The organism is Streptococcus sanguinis (assembly GCF_900635155.1).
In the GTDB taxonomy this organism is placed as follows: Bacteria; Bacillota; Bacilli; order Lactobacillales; family Streptococcaceae; genus Streptococcus; species Streptococcus sanguinis_G.
Genome location: NZ_LR134002.1, coordinates 997,519 through 1,021,759, shown reverse-complemented (window position 1 = coordinate 1,021,759; position 24,241 = coordinate 997,519). Strand labels below are relative to the sequence as shown.

Genomic DNA, 24,241 nt, shown 5'->3' with positions numbered 1-24,241 from the left:
TACTATAGTATACAAAAAAAGGGCTGGAAATTCAATCAATTCCGGCACTTGCTCTTCTTAATCGCTTGTCATAACGTCAATTTAGCAGGAAAAGCTTCCACTCCTCCTTCGACATTGGTTACTTGGTAACCCTTGGCTTCCAAAAATTCGCAGGCACGCGCTGAACGTCCGCCTTTTTGGCAGATGATATGGTAGGGGATTTGTTTATCCAATTGCCCATAATTCTCCGGTAGGCTGCTGAGAGGCAGATTCTGAGCTCCAGAGACATGTCCAGCTGTAAATTCGTCCACCTCGCGAACATCAATCAACTGCAGTTCTTCAGCCTGCATTTTTTCATATAAATCTTTTGCATTAATTTTTTGCATCATTTTTCTCCTATTCATTCATAATCACAATTTTTCCAAAACCTGCCGTCCCCTCTATAAAAGCATGAGCTTTGGGCACTTGCTCTAGGGAAAAGACACGCCTTGGTGTAACATTGACCTGATAGCGGTCAATATAGTCAAATAATTCATCCATCAAATCTTGACTCACATGAGCTGAGTGGAAACTTGTCAGAAAACTGTTGTTTTTGATTTCTTCGATTGGGTTGAAATCATCCAGTTCCCACTGGCCGCCCAAGAGACCGGTGACACAGATAATCCCCCCCTCTGCAATATGGTCAAAAGAATCCTTGATAGTTGCCGGACCGACCAACTCAAGGATTTTATCAAACTTATCCTCTGTTTCCAGTCGGCCATCCTGGTCTATAATGATATCGTCGTAGGCTTGGTGCTTGAGCAGAAACTGTTTGGAACCACTATTGACCGAGCCCACGATATGTGTGTCTGGAAACTGTGCCTTGACCAGACGAGCAAAGGCCAAACCGACACCGCTAGTGGCAGCTCGGACTAAAATCTTGTCATTGGGCTCAATGCACAGATTTTTCATAGAACCTAGAGCAGTATAATAGGTCTCTGGCACTGCTGCCAGCTCAGTCCAGGTCAGGTTAGTCTCGATTGTATAAATTTGGTCGTTCGGCAGGAGGACATACTCAGCATAAGAACCATCAAAAGCTCGCCCCATTTCACCCATGATGGAAACCACTTTCTGGCCGACCTCTAAATCTGCTCGAGTCGTCTCGGCAACTTGGCCAACACACTCAATGCCTAAAATCCGAGGGAAGGTGACACTAGGCGATAAGCCCTCACGAGTAAAAATCTCCGAGTGGTTAATCCCAAATCCTCTGACCTTGACCAGCGTCCAGCCTTCTTGAAGTTCTGGAATTGGTCTTTCTTCCAGCAGAAGCTTTTCTGGGCCACCCGCTTCGTAAATGACTATAGCTTTCATCGTTTCCATAGAATCACCTCGCTTTCTACAAAGTTTAGCATTCTAAGCTTAGACTTTTCAAAAAATCAGTCAGCTACTCCTGCAAGATCTAATAGTTCTTTGACAAAATCATTATCCGGCTGTTGGAGAAGCCCTTGAGGGGAAGCAAGTTGCTGGATACGTCCTTCATCCAAGTTCAAGATAGAGGGACAAAACGCTAGCAAACGAGTGATAGAAATCCGCTAGGTTTGACATCCTGAGAGAGCAGCTGGATAGTACTACTCTATCTCAGCAAAATAGCTTACTAAAGCTCCAGCACTTGGTAAGAGTAGCCTAAATCTTGCAAGAATTTAAATAAATCTCTTGTAGAGACAAAAATAGTTTTTTCATTAGTATTGGGATGGAAAGTCATGATATCCTCTGATACAATGTCCCTATCAAAATAAACTTGAATGTCCTTCTCCTCATTGTTGAGAAGACCAAAGGGAGATACAGTTCCTGCTGGTAGGTTCATTTTCTCTGCCAAGGAGTCCAATGAGGCCATACGAATCCGATCGGCTCCCACTTGAACTTTAAAGTCATCCATATCCAATCGTTTCTTGTCATCCATAATGAGTAGGTAATACTGGGTTTTCTTCTTATTGGTTAAAAACATAGTCTTAGTCCGAACACCCTCCATGCCTTCAATATAGCTATCTGCCTGCTCTGTCGTAAATGCAGGAGGGTGCTCCACCACATCAAAGGTGATCCCCAACTCTTGCAACTTGTTAGCTACTTGTTGATATGCATCCATGCTTCTTACTTCATTTCTCCATGATATTTTTTACTAATTTTTGTAAATCTGGTACAACCTGAGCTGCAAACCAAGGATTTTTAGCCATCCAGATTTGGTTGCGGGGCGACGGGTGGACCAGTGGGAAAAAGTCAGGCAGGTAGTCTTGATAATGCTGAACCGTCTCGGTCAGCTTGATATTTCCTTTTTGATGCAGATAATATTTCTGAGCATACTGACCAATCAAAATGGTCAGCTCAATATCTGGCAAAAGCTCTAAAATCGGCTGATGCCATTTGTCCGCAAAGCCCTTACGAGGCGGTAAATCTCCAGACTTTCCATGTCCTGGAAAATAAAAATCCATGGGCAAAACCGCAAAGTAGCCAGAATTATAAAAAGTCTCTTCATTGACACCCAGCCATTCTCTCAGTCGGTCACCACTCTTATCTTTCCAGTAAAGCCCTGCCTGCTGAGTTTTCAGCCCCGGCGCTTGACCAACAATGTTAATCCGAGCATTCTTAGGTGCCGCAAAAAGCGGCTTGATTCCCTGCTCCGTAAATTCTTGATTTTCTGGATCAGCCATGATGGCCTTGGCAATATCCTCTATTGTTTGCATGACAGCTCCTTGCAAAGAAACTCATCCAGCAAGGCCAAACGAGTTCTTCTTTTTTTATTTGATTAGCTCGTAGATAGCCTCCGCGTAAATAGCCGCAGCACGGAAAAGGTCTTCTACATCTGTAAATTCATTGGCTTGGTGCATAGTGTTGACATAGTCAGGGAACATGGCGCCAAAAGCAACACCGCGCTTCAAAAGACGGCCAAAGGTTCCACCACCAATGACTTGCTCATGTCCTTTGAGACCCGTTTGTTTTTCGTAAACACTCAAAAGAGTTGCTACCAACTCATCATCTGCTGGAACATAGTGCGGAGTGTGTCCATGCTCAGATAGGCTTACTGACACAACATCAGCAACTTTTTCAAGACCGGTCTGAATCGTTTTCGGATCAGTACCTTGAGGGTAACGGATGTTCAGAGCAATGGTATTGTCAGCCTTGGCACTGTCAAAATGGAAGACACCAGCATTCATGCTGAGAGCACCCATTTTAGCATCTGTATAAGCGATTCCTAACTTCTCACCTGTAAAGTCCTCGTGCAGGACTTGAGCTGCAACTTCCAAATAAGCCTTGGAGTCACCAGCAAAGTCAAATTGGTTGAGGAAGAGAGCTAAATAAGTTGCTCCGTTGATACCATCCTCTGGTGTAGAGCCATGAGCTGATTTCCCAATGACTGTCACTTCAAGAGCGTCGCCATTTTCTTTCAGACTAGCTGAAACCTTGTGGGCAGCAACAAAGTCTTGTAATTTCTTATCCAATTCCGCTGCATCAACTGCTGCTGTAAAAATAGCTGTCGCAGATTCTGGCACCATATTCTCACGAAGTCCGCCAGTGAAGCTCTTGAGTTTAAAGCTGCCATCATTACTGTTAGCAAAGTGGAGATATTCTGTGATATTCCCTTTTTCACCGTTAATGATTGGAAATTCTGCATCTGGTGAGAAACCAAAGTCTGGCTCAGGTAGGCCAACATGCTTGAAATAATAGTCCATGTCTTGCCAACCAGATTCCTCGTCTGTCCCCACCACAAAGCGAACGCGCTTAGATACTGGCAATCCCAAGTCTTTGATGATTTTCAAACCATAGTAACAAGCCATGGTTGGACCTTTGTCATCAGATGAACCACGCGCATAAAGCTTACCATCAATAATTTCAGGTTTGTAAGGATCTGTATTCCAGCCACTCCCGGCAGGGACTACATCCATGTGGGCAAAAATCCCAAGTTCTTCCGTACCCTCACCAAAAGTAAAGTGACCAGCATAATTGTCAACATTCTTGGTTTCATAGCCATCACGCTCTGCGATTTCTAAAAACTTATGCAGAGCTTGAACAGGACCAGGTCCAAAAGGATGCTCCTTGTCTGCCTTGGAGTCATCCCGCTCTGAGTTAATTTCCAAAAGACTGAACAGGTCAGCTAAGAGAGCTTCTCTGCGTTTTTCAACTTCCGCTTTAAAATCAATTGTCATTATTTTACCCCAATTTCCAATTCGATTTAAATCAATAGAATTATGAATTAAATCGTAAATATTGATATGTCAACGTTTCTCAATGATTTCATCAACTGGCAAACGATAACTAGGTTCTAATTTTTCATCAGTATAACCAACAGTAATCAAGAGTTCCGGACGGAAACGCTCATCAATTTTCAAAACCTCATTAACCTTTGATTTATCAAAGCCTAAAATGATGTTAGATCCGATACCCTGGTCAGTCAGAGCCAGAACAAGGTTCATAGCCACCAGACCAGCATTGAGAGCTAAATAATCGCTCTTTTGCTGTTCACTATAGCGAGCAAACTCAGCTGGCAGATTCTGCATATAGAATTGGAGCTGCTCGTCAGAAAAATTTCTCACTCCAGCCACACGCGCAATCTTACGAGCCCGCTTGGTCAAATCTGTATCAGTAAAGAGGGCAATGGTCACTGGAGCTTCCTTAATCTGGTCCACATTTCCACCAAAAGCTGTCTCTGATAGAGCCTGATTACGCTCCCGCACCACAACGAACTTCCATGGCTGGCTATTGTGAGCACTGGGTGCCAACGTTGCAATTTCAATGGCTGTGCGAACATCCTTTGGATCCACAGGTTTGTAATTGAAATGCTTGGTCGCATGACGCTTTTTATTGAGTTCTAGAAATTTCATAAGTCGCATCCTTTTCTAAATATACTAGCTTCATTTTATCATATTTTGTAAGAGTTTGCAGGAGTTTTTCATTCTCTATAAGATATGGCTATCAGCTCTTGCCACTTGATAAGATTATTCCGTCGCAGAGGTTTCGTTTTCTCCATTCTGCCTACTTGACTCTCTTAAGCCCTTTTTAAATCGCTATAACTAGAGCTTCTTTCTTGATCAAAGACATTCTTAAAGTTTTGATTTTTCATAGATGTCTCAAGTCTAGGTTTAGGTATTCATTTTTCAGATGTTTAACTAATTATTTAATTAAACTACTATATTCAAATCTTTCCCAGAAACTCCATCAATGAAAATTGGATTTAATGCCAGTTTTAATTTTTTCAGTTTAAATTTTTGAATTCTCGTTATTTCGGGTAGAAAAGAGATATTCCCATTCGAAAATTTCCTTCTGATAATTTTATCATAGACATCTTTTACAAAATCTTCCCATTCCTTAGATAAAGAATTTGCAAAGGCTGCTTCTGCATCTAATAAATACCTGCAAATTAATTTCAATCCTAATCATATCTTCTACTTTCTATCTAGCTACTTATTCTAATTCTTTTATTGGCTCCGCCACCTCTCGCAACTGTGCTTGTTCCTGCTCCTGAGTTTTCGGATTTAACTTCTCCCGCACTGCTTCTGCCACTGCTCGTGGCACGCCGACTTCGACGATTTGGTCAACACTGGCTTCTTTAATCTTGGTTAGAGATTTGAAGTGTTTCATAAGATTCTGCTTGCGTTTTGGTCCCAAACCTTCAATGCCATCTAGCTGCGATGAGAAGGAATTCTTAGACCGGAGCTGGCGGTGGAAGGTAATTGCAAAGCGGTGGACCTCATCTTGGATACGCTGGAGTAGGAAAAACTCCTGCGAATTGCGAGATAATTCTACAACCTGAAGAGGGTCACCAAAGAGCAATTCATGAGTCTGGTGCTTGTCATTTTTTTGCAGTCCAGCGATGGGAATATCCAATCCCAACTGCTCCTGAATCACTTCTTTAGCAATATTGACCTGGCCCTGTCCACCGTCAATGACAATCAGATCAGGCGGAGTCAGTTCATCTCGAATCACCCGACTATAGCGCCGCTTGATGACCTCACGCATACTTGCGTAGTCATCAGGTCCTACCACAGTCTTAATCTTATACTTGCGATAGTCCTTCTTGCTTGGTTTACCATTGACAAAGACCACCATAGCTGATACAGGACTGGTCCCCATGATGTTGGAGTTATCAAAAGACTCAATACGAACAGGTGTCGGAATGTTAAGGAGCTGCCCTAGATTCTCAATAGCCCCTTGAGTCTTTTCAATAGATTTCTCCAAGAGGTCAAATTTCTGCTGGAGACTGACTCGGGCGTTTTTGATAGCGAGATTGACTAACTGTTTCTTCTCGCCTCGCTGGGGCTTAAGCACCTTAGTATCCACCATGGCTCGGACAGCTTCTTCGTCAATATCTGCCGGAATCAAAATTTCATTGGGCTTGAGGTGGGATTTTTCCTGATAGAACTGGCCGATATAGGTCAAAAAATCCTCATCAGGATCATTGTAATAAGGAAAGAGATTAACGTCACGCTCGATTAGCTTACCCTGGCGGACAAAGAAAACCTGTACACACATCCAGCCCTTATCCACATAGTAACCAAAGACATCACGATTCTGCAAATCCTTGGCCATGACTCGCTGTTTGGTTCGCAGGGTGCCAATGGACTGAATCAAGTCGCGGTACTCCGCTGCCTTTTCAAACTCCATAGCTTGCGCTGCGCCAGCCATTTTTCCCCGTAAATCCTCAATAATCTGGTCATCCTGACCCTTGAGAAAGGCCGCAACCTCCTGGGCTAGCTCCTTGAAATACTGGCTGTCTACCTGACAAATAGTGTGGGCCTTGCACTGCCCCAGATGGTAGTAAAAGCAGACCTTTTCAGGTGGATTGGTACACTTACGAAAAGGAAAGAGCCGATCTAAGAGACGCTTGATTTCATTGGCCGCACCAACATCCGGATAAGGGCCAAAATAAAGCCCACCGTCCTTTTTGACTTGGCGCGTGATGATTAGGCGCGGATAGGTTTCATTGGTAATTTTAATAAAAGGATAGGACTTATCGTCCTTGAGCATGATATTGTACTTGGGCTGGTTTTCCTTGATTAGATTGATTTCCAGAAGCAAAGCCTCAATATTGGACTCGGTGACAATAAACTCAAAATCCTCAATCTCAGAAACCAGAGCCTCCGTCTTGGTATCATGACTGCCACGGAAATAAGAACGAACTCGATTGCGAAGGTTCTTTGCTTTACCGACATAGATAATGGTACCGTTTTTGTCCTTGTGAATGTAACAGCCAGGACTGGTCGGCAACAGTTCCAGCTTTGATTGGATTAGCTTGTTCATAGGTCTATTATAGCAGAAAAGGGAAGCATTCAACAGGTAGACACTAGATTATTAGAAAATCATAAGTTTGATTCTTTTCATAGGTAATGATGAACTATAACTTCTCTTCATCTCTTCATACATGTACCAAAAATATATTGCGAATGAGACAAAATTCTCTTCATAATAAAGCGTTTTCGAAGTAAAAATCAAGCAAGCGATTGCACAGCCATTTTAATAGGCTTTGATAAAATAAACAGAAATAAAATAGAAAAATTTTAGAAAAATTAATATATTTTTAAAAAAATTTCAAAAAAAGACTTGACAAAAATTGCAAACGGTTGCATAATAGAATTGTAAATAAAAATTCCGGGAGGAAATAGGAATGAAAACATGGAAAAAAGTAGTATTGGGCAGTGTCAGCTTGCTGGCTGCAGGAACGCTCTTAGCAGCTTGTAGCTCAAATAGCAGCAAGGAGAGCTCTTCTTCTAAAGCCGATAGCAAGACCTTGAAACTTTGGGTACCAACTGGTGCTAAAGATTCTTACTCTGATACAGTTAGCAAGTTCGAGAAAGAATCAGGCTACAAGGTTGACGTAGTCGAAATGGAAGATCCAAACGCTCAGGAAAATCTGACAAAAGATGCTAGTACTGCTGCCGATGTTTTCTCTCTGCCACACGACCAACTAGGTAAATTAGTTGAAGCCGGAGCTATTCAAGAAGTTCCTTCTAATATGGCAGAAGAAATCAAGAAAAACGATACAGAACAAGCAGCGATTGGTGCTCAGTATAAAGGTAAAACTTATGCTTTCCCATTTGGTATCGAGTCACAAGTAACCTACTACAACAAGTCAAAACTTTCTGCTGACGATGTTAAATCATACGAAACAATTACATCTAAAGCTAAATTCGGCGGAAACTTGAAAGAAGTTAATGCTTACGCTACTGCTCCACTCTTCCTTTCTGTTGGCGACACTCTCTTTGGTAAAGATGGTGAACAAGTAGACGGAACAAACTGGGGTAACGAAGCTGGTGTGAACGTTCTGAAGTTCATTGCAGCTCAAAAGAATAACAGTGGTTTTGTAAACGTAGATGCTGCTAACCTTCTTGCTAAATTTGAAGATGGTTCAGTTGACGCTTTCCAATCTGGTCCATGGGACTATGCAGCTGCTGAAAAAGCTGTCGGCAAAGACAACCTTGGTATCTCTGTTTACCCAACTGTTAACATCGGTGGACAAGACGTTCAACAAAAAGCCTTCCTTGGTGTAAAACTTTACGCAGTTAACCAAACACCTTCAAACGGCGACACTGACCGTATCGCAGCAAGCTACAAACTGGCTCAAGCACTTACTAGCAAAGAAAGCCAAGAAAACCAATTCAAGTTTGAAGGACGTCACATCATCCCAGCTAACAAAGAAGTACAAGAGTCTGAAGATGTGAAGAAAGATGCATTGGCACAAGCTGTTATCACAATGGGATCTTCTGATACCTACACAACAGTTATGCCTAAACTTAGCCAAATGTCTGTCTTCTGGACTGAAAGTGCTGCAATCCTCAGCGATGCTTACAACGGTAAATTTGGTGAAGATCAATACCTCGCAAAATTACAACAGTTTGATAAAGATTTAGCAGCAGCTAAATAATTCTCAAGCAAATTTAAATAAGCATTGAAGTGAGGGGGGCAGCCTTCTCACTTCTTTCTTTGTAAATATAAGGAGAATACTATGACTCAGTCATCTTATGACAATGCATCCATGGTTCAGGTTTTTAAAGAGGGAACATGGGATGTCAAACTCTCTTTTCTGGTAATGGGACTGAGCAACCTTGTAAACAAACAATTTATCAAGGGGCTGCTCTTCCTCTTCTCAGAAATTGCTTTCCTGATTGCTTTTGCAGTTCAAATCATACCAGCTATTGGCGGCATGATTACATTGGGAACTCAAGAGCAAGGAGAGGCTATCAAAAAAGTTAACGGCTTGGAAATCACCGTTCAAGTAGCGGGTGACAACTCTATGCTGATGCTGATTTTTGGACTTGCTTCTCTTATCTTCTGTGCTGTCTTCGCCTACATCTACTGGTGCAACCTGAAAAGTGCTCGCCACTTAATGGCTCTTAAACAGTCTGGTCAGAAGATTCCTAACTTCGTTGAGGACTTCAAGACGCTTGCAGACGGCCGTTTCCACATGGGACTGATGAGCATTCCACTTATCGGAGTACTGCTCTTTACCATCCTGCCTCTGATCTATATGATCTGTTTGGCCTTTACTAACTTTGACCATAAGCATCCAGCTCCTAAGTCACTTTTTGACTGGGTTGGCTTCTCTAGTTTCGGTGATGTTTTCTCAGGCCGTATGGCTAGCACCTTCTTCCCACTTTTAGGCTGGACTTTGATTTGGGCGGTTGCTGCGACAGCTACTACTTTCTTCTTCGGAATTGTTTTGGCTCTCTTGCTCAATACCAAAGGTCTCAAGTACAAGAAAGTTTGGCGCACACTCTTCGTTATTACTATCGCAGTTCCACAATTCGTATCCCTGCTCTTGATGCGTAATTTCCTGAATGACAATGGACCTTTGAACGGATTGTTGCAAAGTCTCCATCTCATTCAGCATCCAATTCCATTCTTGAGTGACCCTGTTTGGGCTAAGTTCTCAATCATCCTTGTCAATATGTGGATTGGTATTCCATTTACCATGCTGGTAGCGACTGGGATTATCATGAACCTGCCTAGTGAGCAAATCGAAGCTGCTGAGATTGATGGAGCTAGCAAGCTTCAAATCTTCAAGAGCATTACTTTCCCTCAAATTCTCTTGATTATGGCGCCATCACTCATCCAACAGTTTATCGGGAACATCAACAACTTCAATGTGATCTACTTCCTGACAGGTGGTGGACCAACTAACTCTTCCTACTATCAGGCAGGCTCAACTGACCTCTTGGTTACCTGGCTCTATAAACTGACCGTTTCTGCCAAGGACTACAATCTGGCATCTGTTATCGGTATCCTGATTTTTGCAATCTCTGCAGCCTTCAGTCTCTTAGCCTATACTAGATCCGCATCATTCAAGGAAGGAACTGCTAAATAATGAAAAATAGAAAAAAACTCGGTTTATTAGGGATTTATGTCTTGTTGACTGTTTTAGCACTCATCTGGCTAACGCCGATTATCTGGATTTTTCTGACCAGCTTCCGTGGTGAAGGTTCTAATGCGGTCCCTTACTTCTTCCCTAAAACTTATACTTTTGACAACTATATCAGACTATTTAATAACAACACATATCCTTTTGTTCAGTGGTTTATGAATACCCTGATTGTTGCGACAGCGACTTGTATCCTGTCTACTTTGATTACTGTGGGTATGGCTTACTCACTCAGTCGTATCAAATTCAAGCATAAAAACCGTTTCCTCAAGCTGGCTCTGGTTCTTAACATGTTCCCAGGCTTCATGTCTATGATTGCGGTTTACTACATCTTGAAAGCACTCAATTTGACACAAACCCTGACGTCACTGATTCTGGTTTATTCAGCTGGAGCAGCTCTAGGTTTCTATATTGCTAAAGGTTTCTTTGACACTATCCCATATTCTTTAGACGAATCCGCTATGATCGACGGAGCGACCCGCTTCCAAATCTTCCGGACTATCACACTGCCGCTGTCAAAACCGATTATCGTTTACACAGCGCTTATGGCTTTCATGGGACCTTGGGTCGACTTCATCTTTGCCTCTGTCATCCTAGGCGATGTCAAGGAAAAATACACAGTGGCTTTAGGTCTTTTCCAAATGCTTAATAAGGATGCCATCAATAAATGGTTCTTGCCTTTCACATCTGGAGCGATTATCATCGCTATCCCAATCACTCTTCTCTTCATCTTCATGCAGAAATACTACGTAGAAGGTGTAACAGGCGGAGCAGTCAAATAAAATCTGTTATGTATATTGAAAACTTCCGACAGTTAATATCGGAAGTTTTTATCTTTCTTTTTATATTAGATTGTTTAATTGCTATAGACACAAAAAAATGAGTCTGGAAATTATTCCAGACTCATTATGTATTTCTTTAATTATAATCTTCGTCTCTGCGACGGCGCTTATTGGTTCCCAAAAAGGCAGCTGCACCAAGTGCCATACCAAAAATTGCAAGGCGTTCTGCTTCTGAACCAGTATTTGGCAGAATAGCAGGTACCGTTGGAGCCTTATCGGCTGTCGTAGCCACACTTGCTAGCTGAGCTGCAGGATTTACAACAAAATCAGTAAATGCACCACCACCTGCCGCTTGAACGGCACCCGTAGTTGCTCCTTTGACTTCACGAGTGTTCGCATGAACTTCTGCAGTCTTAGCATCTGAATCTTTCTTAGATTCATCCTCTGTACCTGGACCAGCTGCTCCACCTTTTACAGCTGTTAGAGTCTGTTTATCTTCACCTGAGCGATAGTTACTATTCAGAGCATTTCCATAAAGGAGAGATGCTTGGTTCAAGATATTCAAGAGAGTTTCATAATTAGCTTGAAGACTGTTGTAAGCCTCTTCAAGGACAGCTAAAGTTGCAGTTTCTTGATTTAAGATTGCTTGTTTAGCTTCATAATCAAGCTGCGCTTCTGCCAACTCCCGCTCTGCTTCTGCAAGTAACTGAGGAGCATTTTGAAGGTCAATAACTTTCTTTTTAGCTGCTGCTAATGTCTTTTGAGCAGACATCAAGTCCTCTTGAGCAGTTGTCAAATTAGCTTTCGCGGCTTCTTGAGCTGACTGAAGTTCTGCCAACTTATCTTTAGCTGCCGCTAGAACTGCCTGAGCATTGCTCAAGTTAGTCTGATAAGGTGCTAGGTTTGCTGCAATCTTAGCTGTCGCTCTGTCGAGAGCTTCCTGCTTAAGGGCAACATTTTGCTTGGTCAATGCCAGATTATTTTCAGCAGTTGCTACCTTCTGACGAGCTGCTTCAACTGCTGCAATTTGAGCTGCCGCTGCCTTTTGAGCATCAGCTAATTGAACATTGAGGATATTGATAGCTGATTCCTGACCAACTTTTTGAGCCTTGAGTTCAGCTAACTGATTCTTAAGAGCTGTAACATTTGCATTAGAACCTGCAGAACGACCACCACCAGCACGTAACAACTGCTCCATAGCCGCAACAGTCAATAGAGTACCGTTATTAACACGTTGGTCAAAGTTGCTAATGTGATGGAAACCAACTTCGGATGTACCATGAGGAGTGCCCCATTGATTTGGATGTTTATCATAAGCTGCTGAGATAGCATTGGCTTTATTGTCCATCATCTGAACATAGTGGCCAATCTGAGCAAATACACCTGCTCCAACTCTCATATAGATAGCATTAGCATCAATCTGAGTTTCATCTGTAGGCAGTCCATATTGCGCTGCAATCTCTTGGTAGAGAGCTTTTTCACTATGCCAGAAATTGACAGCCCCTTGCGGGTCAAAACTAATCGCCACATTCTCGTTACCAATCAGCTTACCCATGTGCCTGTTATTACGCTCAAAGTAGATAGTCTGAACCTGGCTGGCCACATTCGCATACGGATCAACCAACAACTCTTGTAAGCCGGCATTACGACGGTAAGCATTAATGGCCTTAACCAACTCTAAAGCTTGCAGGTTATTTTCTAAATTAGCTGGACTGGTTGGGTCAGAATTAACTGTGATACCAAACTCATTTTGTCCACGTTGATAAACTGCAAGAGCATTGTTAGCAGCATCACGAATCTCCTGATTAGCCGCATTGTTACGAACATTTTCTAAAAATTGAGAATAAGTCGTATTACGAAGGTCAACAGGAGCTGTTGCTGCTGCTTTCTCGGCAGCCGGAATCTGTCCTTCAAGAGAGCTGATAGCTTGATTGGTTTGACCCAAAGATTCCTTTGCCTGATTGATTTTATTCTGGATTTCAGCCTGCACTTGTGGAGCAGAAGACGCTGCTTGTTCTACCTTTGTCAGTTCAGATTTTGCATTGTCTAAAGCAGTCTGTGCTTGACTTTGCTGACTCTTAGCAGTTGCTACAGCTTGCTCTTCTGAGTTAAGTGGTGTTTTAGCTTGTTTCAATTCAGTCTCTGCAACATCTACAAGAGATTGACTGGCCTTAATAGTATTTGCTTGGTCTTTAACAGCCTGTTCTGCCTTAGCAGCTTTAGCTGTAGCTTCTCGAACGGCAGTGTCTTTTGCGCTAACATCTTGCTCTGCTGTTTTTGCTTCTGTCTCCGCTTTAGCAACATTTTCTTCTGTTGCTTCTGCCTGCATTTCTTTAGCAGTCTCAACAGCGGCTTCAGCAACTTTCACGCTAGTTTTTGCATCTTCAGCTTCTGTTTTAGCAGTATCTACTATCGATCTTTGCTCATCGAGTTTAGCTTTGGCAGCTTCAGCATTTTCTTGGGCAACAGCTACATCTGCTGCTGTCACTGGTTTCCCAGTTACTTCAGTCGCTTGTGGAGCTGTTACAGTTGATTCAACCAACTCATCCGCGTGCACTTGATGGGTCAGTCCACCAGAAATAATAGTTGTAGCCGCGATACCAGTCGCTACAACAGACTTGCCTATTTTCTTTTCCATAATCAATCTCCTTTTTATAATCTCACATACTATAATTAACCTGGGTATAGCAGCCCGCATAGTAATATACTATCACAAAACGCTAGTATTAACTAGTAGCAAACGTATCCTTTTAATAGTTTTTTTATTACAATTTAGTTACAAAAATGTTGTATTAGAAAAATAAGATGGTTTTTCTAACAAAAATGAGCATTTTTGTATTGAATAAAGAAAAACTCCTAGATTCTTTCTAAGAGTTAACTTTGCTTGTCAGTCAGATTGAGCTTGTCGAATTTCTTCTAACATCGCTTCTTCTTCGGCCGTCATTTCATAGCGTTCCAGCAAGTCAGGACGTCTTAGATAGGTCTTTTTCAGACTTTCATAGAGACGCCACTTGCGGATGTTTTCATGATGACCGCTCATAAGGACTTCAGGAACAACCATACCCCGATAGTCATAAGGCCGAGTGTACTGAGGATATTCCAAGAGTCCAGACGAAAAACTGTCATCTGTATGACTGGCTTCCTTTCCAATAACCTCTGGAATCAAGCGAACGGTAGCATCAATCATAGTCATGGCTGCCAATTCTCCCCCAGTAAGAACATAGTCCCCAAGCGAGATCTCGTCTGTCACTAAAGTCTTGATCCGCTCATCATAGCCTTCGTAATGGCCACAAATGAAAATGAGTTCCTCTTCCTTAGACAGCTCCTCAGCATAGGTTTGGTCAAAAGTCCGACCAGCAGGATCCAGCAAAATCACACGCGGTTGCTTCTTTTCAATGGCATCATAGGCATCAAAAATAGGTTGGGCCCGTAGCAGCATACCCTGGCCTCCGCCGTATGGCTCGTCGTCTACATGCCGGGATTTTTCAGCATTTTCTCGGAAATTGTGGTAGTTGATTTCTAAGAGGCCTTTTTCCCGAGCTTTACCGACGATAGAGTGTTCCAAGGGCGCAAACATCTCCGGAAAGAGAGTCAAAATATCAATTTTCATCGTCCAGTCCTTCCGGTATCTCTACATCAACCCGACCTTGCTCAATATCAATCCCCAGCACCACTGGCGGAATATAAGGCAGCAGCAAGTCGCGCTTGCCTTTGCGCTTGACTACCCAGACATCATTGGCTCCTGGCTGCAGAATTTCCTTAATCGTACCAAGAAGAACGTCATTTTCATAGACTTCAAGGCCGATGATTTCATGGTAGTAAAATTCCCCGTCTTCCAAGTCCGTCAAATCTTCCTCTCGGACCTTCAGAGTGAAATCACGGAATTTCTCGATGTCATTGATGTGGTACATCCCCTTAAACTTGATAATATCAAAGTTCTTGACCTTGCGATAGCTAGCAATCTCCACATCCATGACAAACTGATCTTTCTTGTCAAACAGGGCAAGGGTATTGCCTTTTTTAAAACGCTCTTCTGCAAAATCCGTCACTGACAAAACCCGCATCTCACCTTGCAAACCTTGCGTATTGACAATTTTTCCAACATTAAAATAATTCATCTCGACTCCAACATATTATACTCTGCCTAGTATTTTATCATGATATAGGGGAATGTACAAGGAAGATAAGGGGGAATTCTCTTGCCTATATTTATTTGATTAAAGTTGCTGTTTAACGTATAATTATACATATAGAACCTCAACACCGTAAACACCCAAGTGTGTTTACGCAAAACTAGAAAGAAGTTGGTGATACCTATGGGAAAAAAGTTAAGCAAACTCCTTCTCTCTACTGCTATTCTAGCTACCACAGCCGCCAGTTTAACTGCTTTGACACAGGTCAAAAAAGGCCAAGCAATGGAAAATGAAACGAAAGAAACTAGAAATATCTCAGCCCTTGACGAAAAAATTGCTCAAATTGATAACCTAACCATCAAGGCTTTCCTAGAATACTATGCTAATCAGAATATGACCTCCACATCGTCTCTTCCAATGATAGACGATTTAGAGGCCAATACGCGCATCATCGTTATTGATATAGACTATGCAGACACAAGCATCCCCCCTGCCATTGGAACATCAGTCGATGGATCCGAAGGGCCTGTCGGGGGAACTGTTGATGCTGATGGCCAATACATCGAGTTTGATACCAGTGACCATAGCAAATCCGCAACCGTTCAGGAAATTCGAGATGCTATTGCTGAGATACTAGGATGAAACTCTCATAAATATGTACTAAATAGCTGAGATTTTAATCTCAGCTATTTTGCATGTATCTTCACTCCCGCTTTCAATGTACCAATTAAAGTTTGTATACATCTTGCCCATCACACTTCTAAAAGAAGCTCAGCTATCTTTTCTAACTGACTCCAATGTAAATAATGATGGTTGCCTCCTAAAATAATCTGAGTATTTTGTGAAGCAAATTCGGAATCTTTATATTCTTGTTCTCGATAGGCCTGACTCAGGATAAAAATCGGGAATTGAAAAGAAATATCTATGTTTTGAAAATCGCTTTTTGCGATACTGCAGTAATGTTGAAATCCTTCTTGTACAGATTTTAATCTATCTGAACTCTTTTCTGCCTTAGCCCATAAGATTTTATAATCAGCTACTGAAAAACTCTCTTGTCCTATTTTTTTCAGATATTCATATCCTCCACCGAGCGTCTGAACTTTCTCCTGTAAGGATAAAAATTCGGGATAAGGATTCTGAGCCAATTCGCCATATAGAACAGAATAAGTGGTCGGCTCAATTAAGATTAGTCCCTGACAAAACGGCTCTGACTCAGCAACTTTAACTGCTACAAGACCACTAATACTGTGCGCGCAAACAGCATACTGGAGGACTTTAAAATGTGATAAAACCTCTATAATAGATTGAACCAAATCGTCCAAAACAACATTTTCTTGATTTTCCAGTGGGCTTTGGCCAGCATTAGGGTAATCTATTGTTAAATAGCCCCAATTTTTAGGTAACTTCCGAATAACTGGCAAAAAATTTTCATAGGTCGGCAGACTCCCTGCACCGCTTAAAAATACAGCAATCTTTTCCGCAGGTTGATAAGATACAAATAGCTGTCCTACTTTCGTTTTGATGATTTTTTCTTTCATAATGTTTCCAATCAATTCTTACAAATATTATCTGGGCACACACTACTATCTGAGAGTTAGCTATTTTACTATCAGAATAAGGACACCCCAATACCCAAAATTATATACCAAAATTTTTTCATATTCAACCAAGATTCGTGTTAGAAGAGGCAGTTGCTTGCACTGTGAATGAAGGCTAATCTCAAGGCTTGTTTTTCCTAAAAATCTATGCTAAGGTAAAGGCAGAATACGAAAAGGAGGGGCTACTATGATAAGAAGCGGCCATCTGATTTACAAGGTAAAAGGCTTACGGCAGGCGGTCAAGGAATGGGAAGAAAAGGGTTTTGTCGTCGAATACGGCAGAAGGAAAAAACCCAACAATGCCTTAATATACTTTAGTCAAGGCCCCTATATTGAGCTACTGGAAAATACGGGCATTCCTGTAATAGCCAAAATCATAGCTAAACTATTTGGCAGACCTAAAAATCTGGAGCGCTTTTTCTACTGGGATGAGTGCGAGGAAGGCTGGCAAGGACTTTGTATCGAAAAAGATTCTTCGTCAAAAGAATCACCTCGATAAAGAATTTCAAAGCTAAGATCCTCATATTCCAGAAATGCATTCGACGAGCGGAAACCCTTGCTTTTATAAAATTCCCAGCGAGCCTGACGCTGTTCAAGATTATCACACGGCTCATCTAGGCGCTCGATTTCTAAAAGCATGGTTTGCTGATAGAAATTGACCAGCTTTTCGATGATTTCACCGCCATAGCCATGGCTGCGCAAGTGGGGCATAATAGCAAAGAAACTAACATAAAAGGCTTGCGCGTTGGAGATGGCAAAGGCAAAACCAACAAATTCCTTTTCATGATAAAAAGCGAAAAAATTAGCATCCTCCTGTTCCTCATATCGTAAAAATTCACTGAGCGGTATCCTTTCCTCTTCTGGGAAACCTTCATTATTCAAGGCTTCTACCTTATCCAAATCTGGAAAATCTGCTGTAATGATCTGGCTGGTTAAGCTCATAAAATCACTCCTTTTCTAGTGATAGTATAATAAATTTTGCAACTGGTTTCAAAAAAGAGCCCTGAAAGAGCTCCTATGTATCCATTTTTTCTTCATATAATAGAAAGGTGCCGAATGCCTAGATAGAATCGGTTGGCCCCCACCGAAGAGGAATTATCCTAGCTGCTACTCACTATTTCACGTAAATTATCCAAATGCTGGTTATCAGTCACAGCCATAATGCTGACGCCTTCTGGCCAAACAAAGTCTGGAGTAAACTTGCTTTCCAAAGGCTGATTTTTTGTCAGACGGTAGCCGATAATATTAAGATGATAAAGCCTGCGAGCATCTACTTCACGGACCGTTTTCCCGACCCAGCTAGCAGGCAGTTCAAACTCAGCCACTACTACATCGTCATCCAGCTGGAAGACCTCAATCGAATGGTTCAAGAGAATAGTCTTGGCCAATGAAATACCAGCCTCCACTTCAGGCAGAATAACCAGATCAGCTCCCACCTTTTCCAGCACCTGCTGAGTTACTTCATCTTTGACCTTGGCAATGACATTTTTAACGCCCAATGCCTTGCAGTGCATGACCGCTAGGACGCTGGATTCCAGACTTTCTCCCGTCGCTACGATGACCGTATCACAGGACCCAACGTCTGCCGCCTCTAAAAGCTCCATATCAGTAATGTCCCCGATCACACCAACGGCAATCATGTCTTCATACTGATTGATTGTCTCTTCGTGATTATCAATCGCAATGATTTCTACATCTTGAGAAATCAAGGCCTCAATGATACTCTGTCCAAAAATCCCCAAGCCGAGGATTCCAACTGTTTGATTTGCCATTTCTTTTCTCCTATCCAATCATAATGTCCGCCTTGCTGTAATGCAAGGTTGCAGCCTTCTTCGGTTGATAATGGTTGAGACTGACCATAAGAGTCAGCGGCCCCACCCGTCCAATAAACATTAGCAACATAATCACAATCATACCAGCTGTATTGAGGCTGGTAGTGATATTGGCCGTGACACCAACTGTAGCCAATGCCGACACAGTCTCAAATATCAGGTAAATAAAACGATGACTGCTATCGGTCACTAGCCCAAGAGCCAAAAGACCAAGCAGAAATGTCAGCTGAAAAATCACTGTCACACCAAAAGCCTTCTGCACTAGCTGAGGAGAGAGCGTTCTCCGTCCCATATTGGTATGAGGTAAGCCCAGAATTTCCTTTCGAGCAAAAAGCAAAAGAACTAGGAAGGTCGTAATTTTCAGACCGCCCGCTGTACCACCCGGAGCCCCTCCCAGAAACATCTGGAGCAGATAGATAAACAGGGTTACTGGACGAGCAGCTGTATAATCAATGGAAGCAAAGCCAGCTGTCCTCATACTGACTGTCTGAAAAAAGCTGACCAGTAGCTTATCGCCAAAGGAAAGATTGCCAATCGTTCCAGGATTATTGTACTCCGTCCAGAGACTCGTGACCGTCCCAAAAACGAGGAGACCAGCAGTCAGCAGCAAGACTACCTTAGTATGAAAGTGCAGCCCCTTCTGTTTTCCTCCCAATTTAGTCGCCAAGTCAAACCAGACCATAAAGCCCAGTCCTCCAGTAATGATGAGGAGAGCCAAGGTGATATTGACCAAAACATCTGTCTGCAAGCCTAGTAGGCTATCATTGCCAAAATTATCAAAGCCCGCATTACAAAATGCAGAAACGGCTAAAAAGATAGAATTAAAAATCCCTTTTCTCAGACCAAACTTGGGAATGAAGCGAATCATGAGAAGGAGCGCACCCAGTCCTTCGATAGCAAAAGTCGTGATAAAAATCGAACGGACAAATTGACCTAAGGTACGATTGTTACCATAACTAAAACTATCCCGCAGAATACGGCGATCCTTGAGGCTGAGCTTTTTCCGACTTTCCATGGTGAAAAATCCGATAAAAGTCAGGATTCCCAAACCACCAATCTGAATCAGCAACATACAAAGGAGCTGTCCCCAGACATTGTATGTATCCACAACCGATTGAGTAAAAAGCCCTGTCACACAGACCATCGAGACAGCTGTAAAAAGATGATCCAGATAGCTCGCTTGGGAACTTGCCGTCTGCACCCAAGGCAGACTGAGTAGCAAGGAGCCACAGAATATCACCAGAAGAAAAGACAAGATAATCTTTTGCGCTGGTGACAAGTGTGAAAATAAATGCTTCATAAAGTTTCCTTTCCTGATCTAATAAAAGCAGAGGCCAGCTCTATCTGTCTTTCTCTTTCCTTGACAGCCCGCTGCATATCATCTGGACTCTGCAAATTTCTGACTTTGATGGCATAATCCGCTGCGACAATAGCATGGCCCCGCATGTGGCCTGTTGCGACTCCTTGGGCAAAAACACGCGCAGCATATTTACCGATTTGTGATTGGGCTTGCTGCGACAGTTTGTTAGCCAAGAAACCAGCCTGCCTTAGTTCATAGGCAGATGCCCTACCATCAAGTCGAGCCTGAAAAACCTCTCTTACCTGAGTCAAAATCTTCTGCTTTTCAGACTCATCTTCCGCATCAATCAGAGCTATAAAGCTTGACGCCATTTTCATAGCCCATCGAGCCAGTTGCTCCTGAGGAAGTTCCTCCAAAACAAGCTCCAATTCCAATCTCTTCTCACTATCATCCAGAATTTTTAGCTTATAAGGGCTCGGTAAAATCACTTGATCATTCTCATAAGACTTGCGCTCATGAGCGTTCCAAGCATAATCTTCTGACTTCATATGTCCTCCGGTTTCGAATTTCTCTAAACTCGCCCCTGCATTTCGTTCCCATCTTAAATGAAGTACCTAGTTCTCGCGAAGCTCGAACTGCATCAATGGTCCTAAACTCAACTGCACCTAATAACCTGTTTCGGCAAGAAAATTAAGGAACGTAGTTCTCGCGGAGCTCGAACTGCATCAATGGCCCTAAATGCAACTACGCCTAACGGCTTGTTTCATTAAGGGCCATAGAAAAAACGGGACACATAGCCCCGCTGCTTCTTATTTCTCATCAATAACGATGCGAACTTTTTTGTCTTCAGTTGGGACAGAGTAAACAATCGTCCTTATAGCGGATATAGTACGACCTTTACGACCGATTACACGTCCAACATCACTCTGATCAAGATCCAGGTGATATTCTAAAAATTCAGGTGTATCCTCAATCTTGATAGTTAAGGCATCTGGCTGTGAAATCAAAGGTTTCACTATCGCAATAATTAGATTTTCAATCGTGTCCATATGTCAACCTACGCTTCTATTATTTAGAGTATTTTGAATCGTGGAATTTCTTCAATACGCCTTCTTTTGAAAGGATGTTGCGTACAGTATCAGAAGGTTGTGCACCATTACCCAACCACTCAAGGATACGGTCTTCCTTCAAAGTCACTTGGTTTTCAGCTACAAGTGGGTTGTAAGTTCCAACCGTTTCGATGAAACGTCCGTCACGAGGTGAACGTGAGTCTGCAACATTGATACGATAGAAAGGTTTTTTCTTTGAACCCATACGAGTCAAACGGATTTTTACTGCCATTATTAAGGTCTCTTTTCTTTATTTTTTCTTTTGGTGAAATAGCAGAGCTATTAAGCACATGTTCTATTATAGCAGATTAAAAACAGCTGTCAAGTTTTTTTCTTGACAGAGTTAAAAATTTTTTAGATTAGTCTTTCTTGTTTAAAAGAACAATAGTTTTTCATTTGCAGTCTCCTTATGGAACCAATAGTCTGATAATGTCGTCATAAGAATAAGCGGTATAGGTCGGTTGAAAAAGACTTTCATTTTCTAACTGCTTGGGATTGTACCAGATAGAGTCCAATCCAGCATTATTAGCGCCAGCAATATCAGCTGTCAAAGAGTCTCCAATCATCAAAGTCTGAGACAGGTCAAAATCTGGTATTTGCTCTGCTATTTTTTCATAAAACAAAACTTCGGGCTTCTGAGTCCCCATCTTTTCCGAGATAAAAATATGATTAAAATAAGGAGAAATGTCGGAATGGGCCATGCGGCCAGTCTGAATAGCCGTGATGCCATTAGTCGCTCCGTAAATCTCATAATCAGCTGCTGTCAGACTGTCCAAAAGCTCGCTTGCACCAGCGTAGGTCTGACCCTGCTGAGCAATATGCTGCTGATAGAGAAGGGCCAACTCGGCTCCATCCTTCTCAATGCCAAAATGAGCAAAAAGACGAGAAAAGCGAGTATTGACTAGCTCAAGCTTGGTGATTTTCCCCTGCTCTAGTTCCCGCCAAAGCCCCTTGTTCATGGGAATATAATAGTCTTTGTAGCTTTGAATCTCTGTCACGCCTTGCTCCTCCAAAAAATGAGTCAAGGCGATGTCTTCTGCCGTATCAAAATCCAGCAACGTATGGTCAAGGTCGAAAAGTAGAAATTTGTATGACAAAATCGAAATCCTTTCTGTAACTGTAGTAGCTTCATTATACCACAATACATAAAAAACCAGCCGCTCAAAAATAAACGGCTGGTTTCTAATCTATTTATCCACTGGTATCCAGAGGTACATTTGATAGCCTGCTATCCCTTCTTTCGATCCTGCTGCATTTCCAAACAGCATCTTCGCTTTTCCCACTTCTTCTACTCTACTTTATAGTGAATACACAAATCTCTAAACTTATTATCTAGCGCTGCAATATCAAACAAGACTTCTGACAGTTTTTGATAATCTTCCTTGATACAAAATAGATGAGCTTGGCCGAACAATTTTGCTAAATTTTCTTTTAGTTCAGATCTGACCGTATCATGGTCTTTTAAGAAGTTGCTCATGTATAGATTTCTGATAGAAGCTAATTTGAAGCTAAAGTATTGATGAAGATGCTTTTGTTCTTCATTCAAGCCATTGTCTGCTACCGACTTAGCATATCTTGCTATCACATTATCCTCGCCACGTTCATATTGTTGCTTCATCAGTATAGATGTTTTCTTATAAATCTCTTTGGAAGTTGGAGATTTGATTTTTTGAAAGTTTCCCCACATGGAGAAAGAACCTCTTTTATAGCTGATATTTTTAGCTTCCCAGGCTTTCGAAAATTCTGAGAAACTCATTTTCATACAAGCAAAGCCTGCTGGATCATGGAAATAGATAAACTCATCATCTAGATTATAAACCGAAACAAAATGGTCCACCCCATACAAATGGATATGATTGGGGTTATAAGTCAGATACCCCATGTCCAAAGGGCCAAGAACAACTGGTCCGCTGAGCAAGAACTTGCTTAGCATTTCTCTGATAGAGAGAAGATCCACCACATTTGAATCCTTTATATAGTATTCATCGTATGTAAAACCCAGAATGTTTAAAGTATGGCTGATAGAACTATCTGGCATCCCATTATCAAAGAAGACTAAGGGATGTTTTTCATCTTCCTTTATAATACTAGCGCCATTTCCCATCACCATAATGGCTTCCAAAAACTCAGGGCGAACATCATACCCATACGAATGCAGCGCCATCGCAAGTGAATATGTATAGCAAAGAGAAACGTCCCCAAAATACATCTGCATAGCATTACCCTCCTCTGTAATCAATAGCTAAAAAATGACTTGCAATCGGCATTTTATTTCACCACTGGTATCCAGAGTTCCATTTGATAGTCTGGGGAGTACATATCACCCTCGGTGTAAACTTCAAAATCTGGTGCTCCTGAGTGGCGATAGCCAGTTTCTGGAAAAAAGACTTCCAAGACATATTTCCAAGCATGATGAATGCTGGTTGGAATAGCGCCTTTGACTGGTACGATGGCATATTCTGCTTCTGAGATTTCTTTGATTGACAGACCTAGTTCTTCTGCTTTAGCTTTATCCTTCACATCATAGGCAGCCGTATAGTTGATGATTTCGCCTTCTTTGACATCAGAGCAGACACCAAAGGATTGGCCACTACCCAGACTTTCTAGGCTTTCAAAGCTGTGATTTGCATAGAGCTGCTCCCATGCATACGGGCACTGGCTATTGTCAATAGCTTCCAATAGGACGCCTGCTACGGTAAAAGCAGGTTTCTTTTGAATCTTGATATCCATGTTCTTTCCTCCTGTAATCTTTAAGGATAATTGAAGTCTAGGAAAGACCCGATAAGGTTTTCCATTTCGAACTTCTGAGGGGGTCGCACCATGGAATTTCTTGAAGGCTGCGCTGAAGGCATCCGCAGACTCATAGCCGTATTTCATCGCAATGTCAATGACTTTCTCAGAGCTTTCCCGCAAGTCTGTCACAGCTTCTGACAGCCTGCGATTGCGTAGGTATTCTGCTAAAGTCATATCTGCTAGGATGGAAAAGAGCCTGCTAAAGAGAGCATAAGAATAGCCCGATAGCTGCTGAAATTGTTGCAAGTCCACTTCTGCGTCCAACTTACTTTCTAGATATTCCATGGTTCGATTGAATTGATGCATCATATTCTTTTTCACCTCACAAAAG

25 protein-coding genes and 1 pseudogene are annotated in these 24,241 nt (G+C 42.1%); 5 read left to right on the top strand and 21 right to left on the bottom strand.

Annotated features, from left to right (window positions below; genetic code table 11):
• Window positions 1-68: 68 nt before the first annotated feature.
• From ELZ47_RS05240 to uvrC, 8 genes and pseudogenes are all read right to left on the bottom strand, one after another.
• Window positions 69-383: a rhodanese-like domain-containing protein gene (locus ELZ47_RS05240; RefSeq protein WP_126435489.1), complete on the bottom strand. Its 315-nt coding sequence runs from the start codon at window positions 381-383 to the stop codon at window positions 69-71.
• Window positions 376-1,338 (bottom strand): zinc-binding alcohol dehydrogenase family protein, encoded by a 963-nt coding sequence (locus tag ELZ47_RS05235; RefSeq protein WP_126435487.1) that lies wholly within the window; start codon window positions 1,336-1,338, stop codon window positions 376-378. The genes ELZ47_RS05240 and ELZ47_RS05235 overlap by 8 nt, the downstream gene beginning before the upstream one ends.
• 274 nt (window positions 1,339-1,612) lie before the next feature.
• Window positions 1,613-2,101 carry a prolyl-tRNA synthetase associated domain-containing protein gene (locus ELZ47_RS05230; RefSeq protein ID WP_002930655.1) on the bottom strand — a complete coding sequence of 163 codons (489 nt, stop codon included), beginning with the start codon at window positions 2,099-2,101 and terminating at the stop codon, window positions 1,613-1,615.
• Window positions 2,102-2,111: 10 nt separating this feature from the next.
• The gene (locus tag ELZ47_RS05225; protein WP_126435485.1) at window positions 2,112-2,696 is read right to left on the bottom strand and encodes a uracil-DNA glycosylase family protein; all 585 of its coding nucleotides are present in this window, start codon (window positions 2,694-2,696) and stop codon (window positions 2,112-2,114) included.
• 54 nt (window positions 2,697-2,750) lie between these two features.
• Window positions 2,751-4,157, bottom strand: coding sequence for a dipeptidase PepV (pepV, locus tag ELZ47_RS05220; protein ID WP_126435483.1), 1,407 nt, complete (start codon window positions 4,155-4,157; stop codon window positions 2,751-2,753).
• Window positions 4,158-4,226: 69 nt separating this feature from the next.
• Entirely contained in the window at window positions 4,227-4,832 is a 606-nt protein-coding gene (locus ELZ47_RS05215; protein WP_126435481.1) for a nitroreductase family protein, read from the bottom strand.
• Between the two features lie 297 nt (window positions 4,833-5,129).
• Window positions 5,130-5,363, bottom strand: a pseudogene (locus tag ELZ47_RS05210) (DUF4274 domain-containing protein); the annotation flags it as partial.
• 49 nt (window positions 5,364-5,412) lie between these two features.
• Window positions 5,413-7,248 carry an excinuclease ABC subunit UvrC gene (gene uvrC / locus ELZ47_RS05205; protein WP_126435479.1) on the bottom strand — a complete coding sequence of 612 codons (1,836 nt, stop codon included), beginning with the start codon at window positions 7,246-7,248 and terminating at the stop codon, window positions 5,413-5,415.
• Window positions 7,249-7,612: 364 nt separating this feature from the next.
• Between uvrC and ELZ47_RS05200 the strand changes: the two genes are divergently transcribed.
• The 3 genes from ELZ47_RS05200 (at window position 7,613) to ELZ47_RS05190 (ending at window position 11,145) form a co-directional block, all read left to right on the top strand.
• Entirely contained in the window at window positions 7,613-8,869 is a 1,257-nt protein-coding gene (locus tag ELZ47_RS05200) for an extracellular solute-binding protein (RefSeq protein ID WP_002930668.1), read from the top strand.
• An 81-nt stretch (window positions 8,870-8,950) separates the two neighbouring features.
• On the top strand, window positions 8,951-10,309 hold the full coding sequence (locus ELZ47_RS05195; RefSeq protein WP_002904606.1) for a carbohydrate ABC transporter permease: 1,359 nt from the start codon (window positions 8,951-8,953) through the stop codon (window positions 10,307-10,309).
• Window positions 10,309-11,145 carry a sugar ABC transporter permease gene (locus ELZ47_RS05190; protein ID WP_126435477.1) on the top strand — a complete coding sequence of 279 codons (837 nt, stop codon included), beginning with the start codon at window positions 10,309-10,311 and terminating at the stop codon, window positions 11,143-11,145. The genes ELZ47_RS05195 and ELZ47_RS05190 overlap by 1 nt, the downstream gene beginning before the upstream one ends.
• 136 nt (window positions 11,146-11,281) lie before the next feature.
• On the opposite strand, the gene ELZ47_RS05185 is transcribed toward ELZ47_RS05190, so the two are convergent.
• The 3 genes from ELZ47_RS05185 to rimM all read right to left on the bottom strand — a co-directional run bounded on the left by ELZ47_RS05185 (window position 11,282) and on the right by rimM (window position 15,263).
• Window positions 11,282-13,843, bottom strand: coding sequence for a CAP domain-containing protein (locus ELZ47_RS05185; protein WP_126435476.1), 2,562 nt, complete (start codon window positions 13,841-13,843; stop codon window positions 11,282-11,284).
• A gap of 189 nt (window positions 13,844-14,032) precedes the next feature.
• Window positions 14,033-14,755, bottom strand: coding sequence for a tRNA (guanosine(37)-N1)-methyltransferase TrmD (gene trmD, locus ELZ47_RS05180; protein WP_125332402.1), 723 nt, complete (start codon window positions 14,753-14,755; stop codon window positions 14,033-14,035).
• Entirely contained in the window at window positions 14,745-15,263 is a 519-nt protein-coding gene (gene rimM, locus ELZ47_RS05175; protein ID WP_125332404.1) for a ribosome maturation factor RimM, read from the bottom strand. The genes trmD and rimM overlap by 11 nt, the downstream gene beginning before the upstream one ends.
• A 198-nt stretch (window positions 15,264-15,461) precedes the next feature.
• Here rimM and ELZ47_RS05170 point away from each other — a divergent pair, with 198 nt between their 5' ends.
• On the top strand, window positions 15,462-15,920 hold the full coding sequence (locus ELZ47_RS05170; RefSeq protein WP_125332406.1) for a hypothetical protein: 459 nt from the start codon (window positions 15,462-15,464) through the stop codon (window positions 15,918-15,920).
• A gap of 110 nt (window positions 15,921-16,030) precedes the next feature.
• Here the strand turns inward: ELZ47_RS05170 and ELZ47_RS05165 are convergent, their stop codons facing one another.
• Window positions 16,031-16,816 (bottom strand): alpha/beta fold hydrolase, encoded by a 786-nt coding sequence (locus ELZ47_RS05165; RefSeq protein WP_126435474.1) that lies wholly within the window; start codon window positions 16,814-16,816, stop codon window positions 16,031-16,033.
• A gap of 247 nt (window positions 16,817-17,063) precedes the next feature.
• Between ELZ47_RS05165 and ELZ47_RS05160 the strand changes: the two genes are divergently transcribed.
• Window positions 17,064-17,375, top strand: a complete 312-nt coding sequence (locus tag ELZ47_RS05160) for a VOC family protein (protein WP_125332419.1) — start codon at window positions 17,064-17,066, stop codon at window positions 17,373-17,375.
• Here the strand turns inward: ELZ47_RS05160 and ELZ47_RS05155 are convergent.
• From ELZ47_RS05155 to ELZ47_RS05115, 9 genes are all read right to left on the bottom strand, one after another.
• Window positions 17,297-17,818: a GNAT family N-acetyltransferase gene (locus ELZ47_RS05155; protein ID WP_125332421.1), complete on the bottom strand. Its 522-nt coding sequence runs from the start codon at window positions 17,816-17,818 to the stop codon at window positions 17,297-17,299. The genes ELZ47_RS05160 and ELZ47_RS05155 overlap by 79 nt on opposite strands.
• 158 nt (window positions 17,819-17,976) lie before the next feature.
• Entirely contained in the window at window positions 17,977-18,648 is a 672-nt protein-coding gene (locus ELZ47_RS05150; RefSeq protein ID WP_032913402.1) for a potassium channel family protein, read from the bottom strand.
• A 10-nt stretch (window positions 18,649-18,658) separates the two neighbouring features.
• Window positions 18,659-20,008, bottom strand: a complete 1,350-nt coding sequence (locus tag ELZ47_RS05145; RefSeq protein ID WP_125332423.1) for a TrkH family potassium uptake protein — start codon at window positions 20,006-20,008, stop codon at window positions 18,659-18,661.
• Entirely contained in the window at window positions 20,005-20,556 is a 552-nt protein-coding gene (locus tag ELZ47_RS05140) for a putative immunity protein (protein WP_125332425.1), read from the bottom strand. Before ELZ47_RS05140 ends, ELZ47_RS05145 begins: the two co-directional genes overlap by 4 nt.
• Before the next feature lie 261 nt (window positions 20,557-20,817).
• Window positions 20,818-21,057, bottom strand: coding sequence for an RNA-binding protein KphA (gene kphA / locus ELZ47_RS05135; RefSeq protein ID WP_000379617.1), 240 nt, complete (start codon window positions 21,055-21,057; stop codon window positions 20,818-20,820).
• 19 nt (window positions 21,058-21,076) lie between these two features.
• Window positions 21,077-21,349 carry a 30S ribosomal protein S16 gene (gene rpsP / locus ELZ47_RS05130; protein WP_002895310.1) on the bottom strand — a complete coding sequence of 91 codons (273 nt, stop codon included), beginning with the start codon at window positions 21,347-21,349 and terminating at the stop codon, window positions 21,077-21,079.
• Between the two features lie 175 nt (window positions 21,350-21,524).
• Complete coding sequence (locus tag ELZ47_RS05125; RefSeq protein ID WP_126435472.1) at window positions 21,525-22,214, bottom strand: YjjG family noncanonical pyrimidine nucleotidase; 690 nt, start codon at window positions 22,212-22,214, stop codon at window positions 21,525-21,527.
• Window positions 22,215-22,405: 191 nt separating this feature from the next.
• Window positions 22,406-23,332, bottom strand: coding sequence for a DNA repair protein RadC (locus tag ELZ47_RS05120; protein WP_125332431.1), 927 nt, complete (start codon window positions 23,330-23,332; stop codon window positions 22,406-22,408).
• Window positions 23,333-23,385: 53 nt separating this feature from the next.
• Window positions 23,386-24,219: an AraC family transcriptional regulator gene (locus ELZ47_RS05115; RefSeq protein ID WP_125332433.1), complete on the bottom strand. Its 834-nt coding sequence runs from the start codon at window positions 24,217-24,219 to the stop codon at window positions 23,386-23,388.
• Between the last annotated feature and the right edge of the window lie 22 nt (window positions 24,220-24,241).

Coding starts and splice junctions, on each gene's coding strand:
- ELZ47_RS05200 (WP_002930668.1), top strand. CDS start 7,613: ATGAAAACATGGAAAAAAGTAGTATTGGGCAGTGTCAGCTTGCTGGCT.
- ELZ47_RS05145 (WP_125332423.1), bottom strand. CDS start 20,008: ATGAAGCATTTATTTTCACACTTGTCACCAGCGCAAAAGATTATCTTG.
- ELZ47_RS05215 (WP_126435481.1), bottom strand. CDS start 4,832: ATGAAATTTCTAGAACTCAATAAAAAGCGTCATGCGACCAAGCATTTC.
- ELZ47_RS05185 (WP_126435476.1), bottom strand. CDS start 13,843: ATGCGGGCTGCTATACCCAGGTTAATTATAGTATGTGAGATTATAAAA.
- ELZ47_RS05240 (WP_126435489.1), bottom strand. CDS start 383: ATGAATAGGAGAAAAATGATGCAAAAAATTAATGCAAAAGATTTATAT.
- ELZ47_RS05115 (WP_125332433.1), bottom strand. CDS start 24,219: ATGATGCATCAATTCAATCGAACCATGGAATATCTAGAAAGTAAGTTG.
- ELZ47_RS05155 (WP_125332421.1), bottom strand. CDS start 17,818: ATGAGCTTAACCAGCCAGATCATTACAGCAGATTTTCCAGATTTGGAT.
- ELZ47_RS05195 (WP_002904606.1), top strand. CDS start 8,951: ATGACTCAGTCATCTTATGACAATGCATCCATGGTTCAGGTTTTTAAA.
- rpsP (WP_002895310.1), bottom strand. CDS start 21,349: ATGGCAGTAAAAATCCGTTTGACTCGTATGGGTTCAAAGAAAAAACCT.
- ELZ47_RS05140 (WP_125332425.1), bottom strand. CDS start 20,556: ATGAAGTCAGAAGATTATGCTTGGAACGCTCATGAGCGCAAGTCTTAT.
- ELZ47_RS05160 (WP_125332419.1), top strand. CDS start 17,064: ATGATAAGAAGCGGCCATCTGATTTACAAGGTAAAAGGCTTACGGCAG.
- ELZ47_RS05165 (WP_126435474.1), bottom strand. CDS start 16,816: ATGAAAGAAAAAATCATCAAAACGAAAGTAGGACAGCTATTTGTATCT.
- ELZ47_RS05170 (WP_125332406.1), top strand. CDS start 15,462: ATGGGAAAAAAGTTAAGCAAACTCCTTCTCTCTACTGCTATTCTAGCT.
- ELZ47_RS05230 (WP_002930655.1), bottom strand. CDS start 2,101: ATGGATGCATATCAACAAGTAGCTAACAAGTTGCAAGAGTTGGGGATC.
- ELZ47_RS05225 (WP_126435485.1), bottom strand. CDS start 2,696: ATGCAAACAATAGAGGATATTGCCAAGGCCATCATGGCTGATCCAGAA.
- ELZ47_RS05190 (WP_126435477.1), top strand. CDS start 10,309: ATGAAAAATAGAAAAAAACTCGGTTTATTAGGGATTTATGTCTTGTTG.
- ELZ47_RS05150 (WP_032913402.1), bottom strand. CDS start 18,648: ATGGCAAATCAAACAGTTGGAATCCTCGGCTTGGGGATTTTTGGACAG.
- ELZ47_RS05120 (WP_125332431.1), bottom strand. CDS start 23,332: ATGCAGATGTATTTTGGGGACGTTTCTCTTTGCTATACATATTCACTT.
- trmD (WP_125332402.1), bottom strand. CDS start 14,755: ATGAAAATTGATATTTTGACTCTCTTTCCGGAGATGTTTGCGCCCTTG.
- rimM (WP_125332404.1), bottom strand. CDS start 15,263: ATGAATTATTTTAATGTTGGAAAAATTGTCAATACGCAAGGTTTGCAA.
- pepV (WP_126435483.1), bottom strand. CDS start 4,157: ATGACAATTGATTTTAAAGCGGAAGTTGAAAAACGCAGAGAAGCTCTC.
- kphA (WP_000379617.1), bottom strand. CDS start 21,057: ATGGACACGATTGAAAATCTAATTATTGCGATAGTGAAACCTTTGATT.
- uvrC (WP_126435479.1), bottom strand. CDS start 7,248: ATGAACAAGCTAATCCAATCAAAGCTGGAACTGTTGCCGACCAGTCCT.
- ELZ47_RS05235 (WP_126435487.1), bottom strand. CDS start 1,338: ATGGAAACGATGAAAGCTATAGTCATTTACGAAGCGGGTGGCCCAGAA.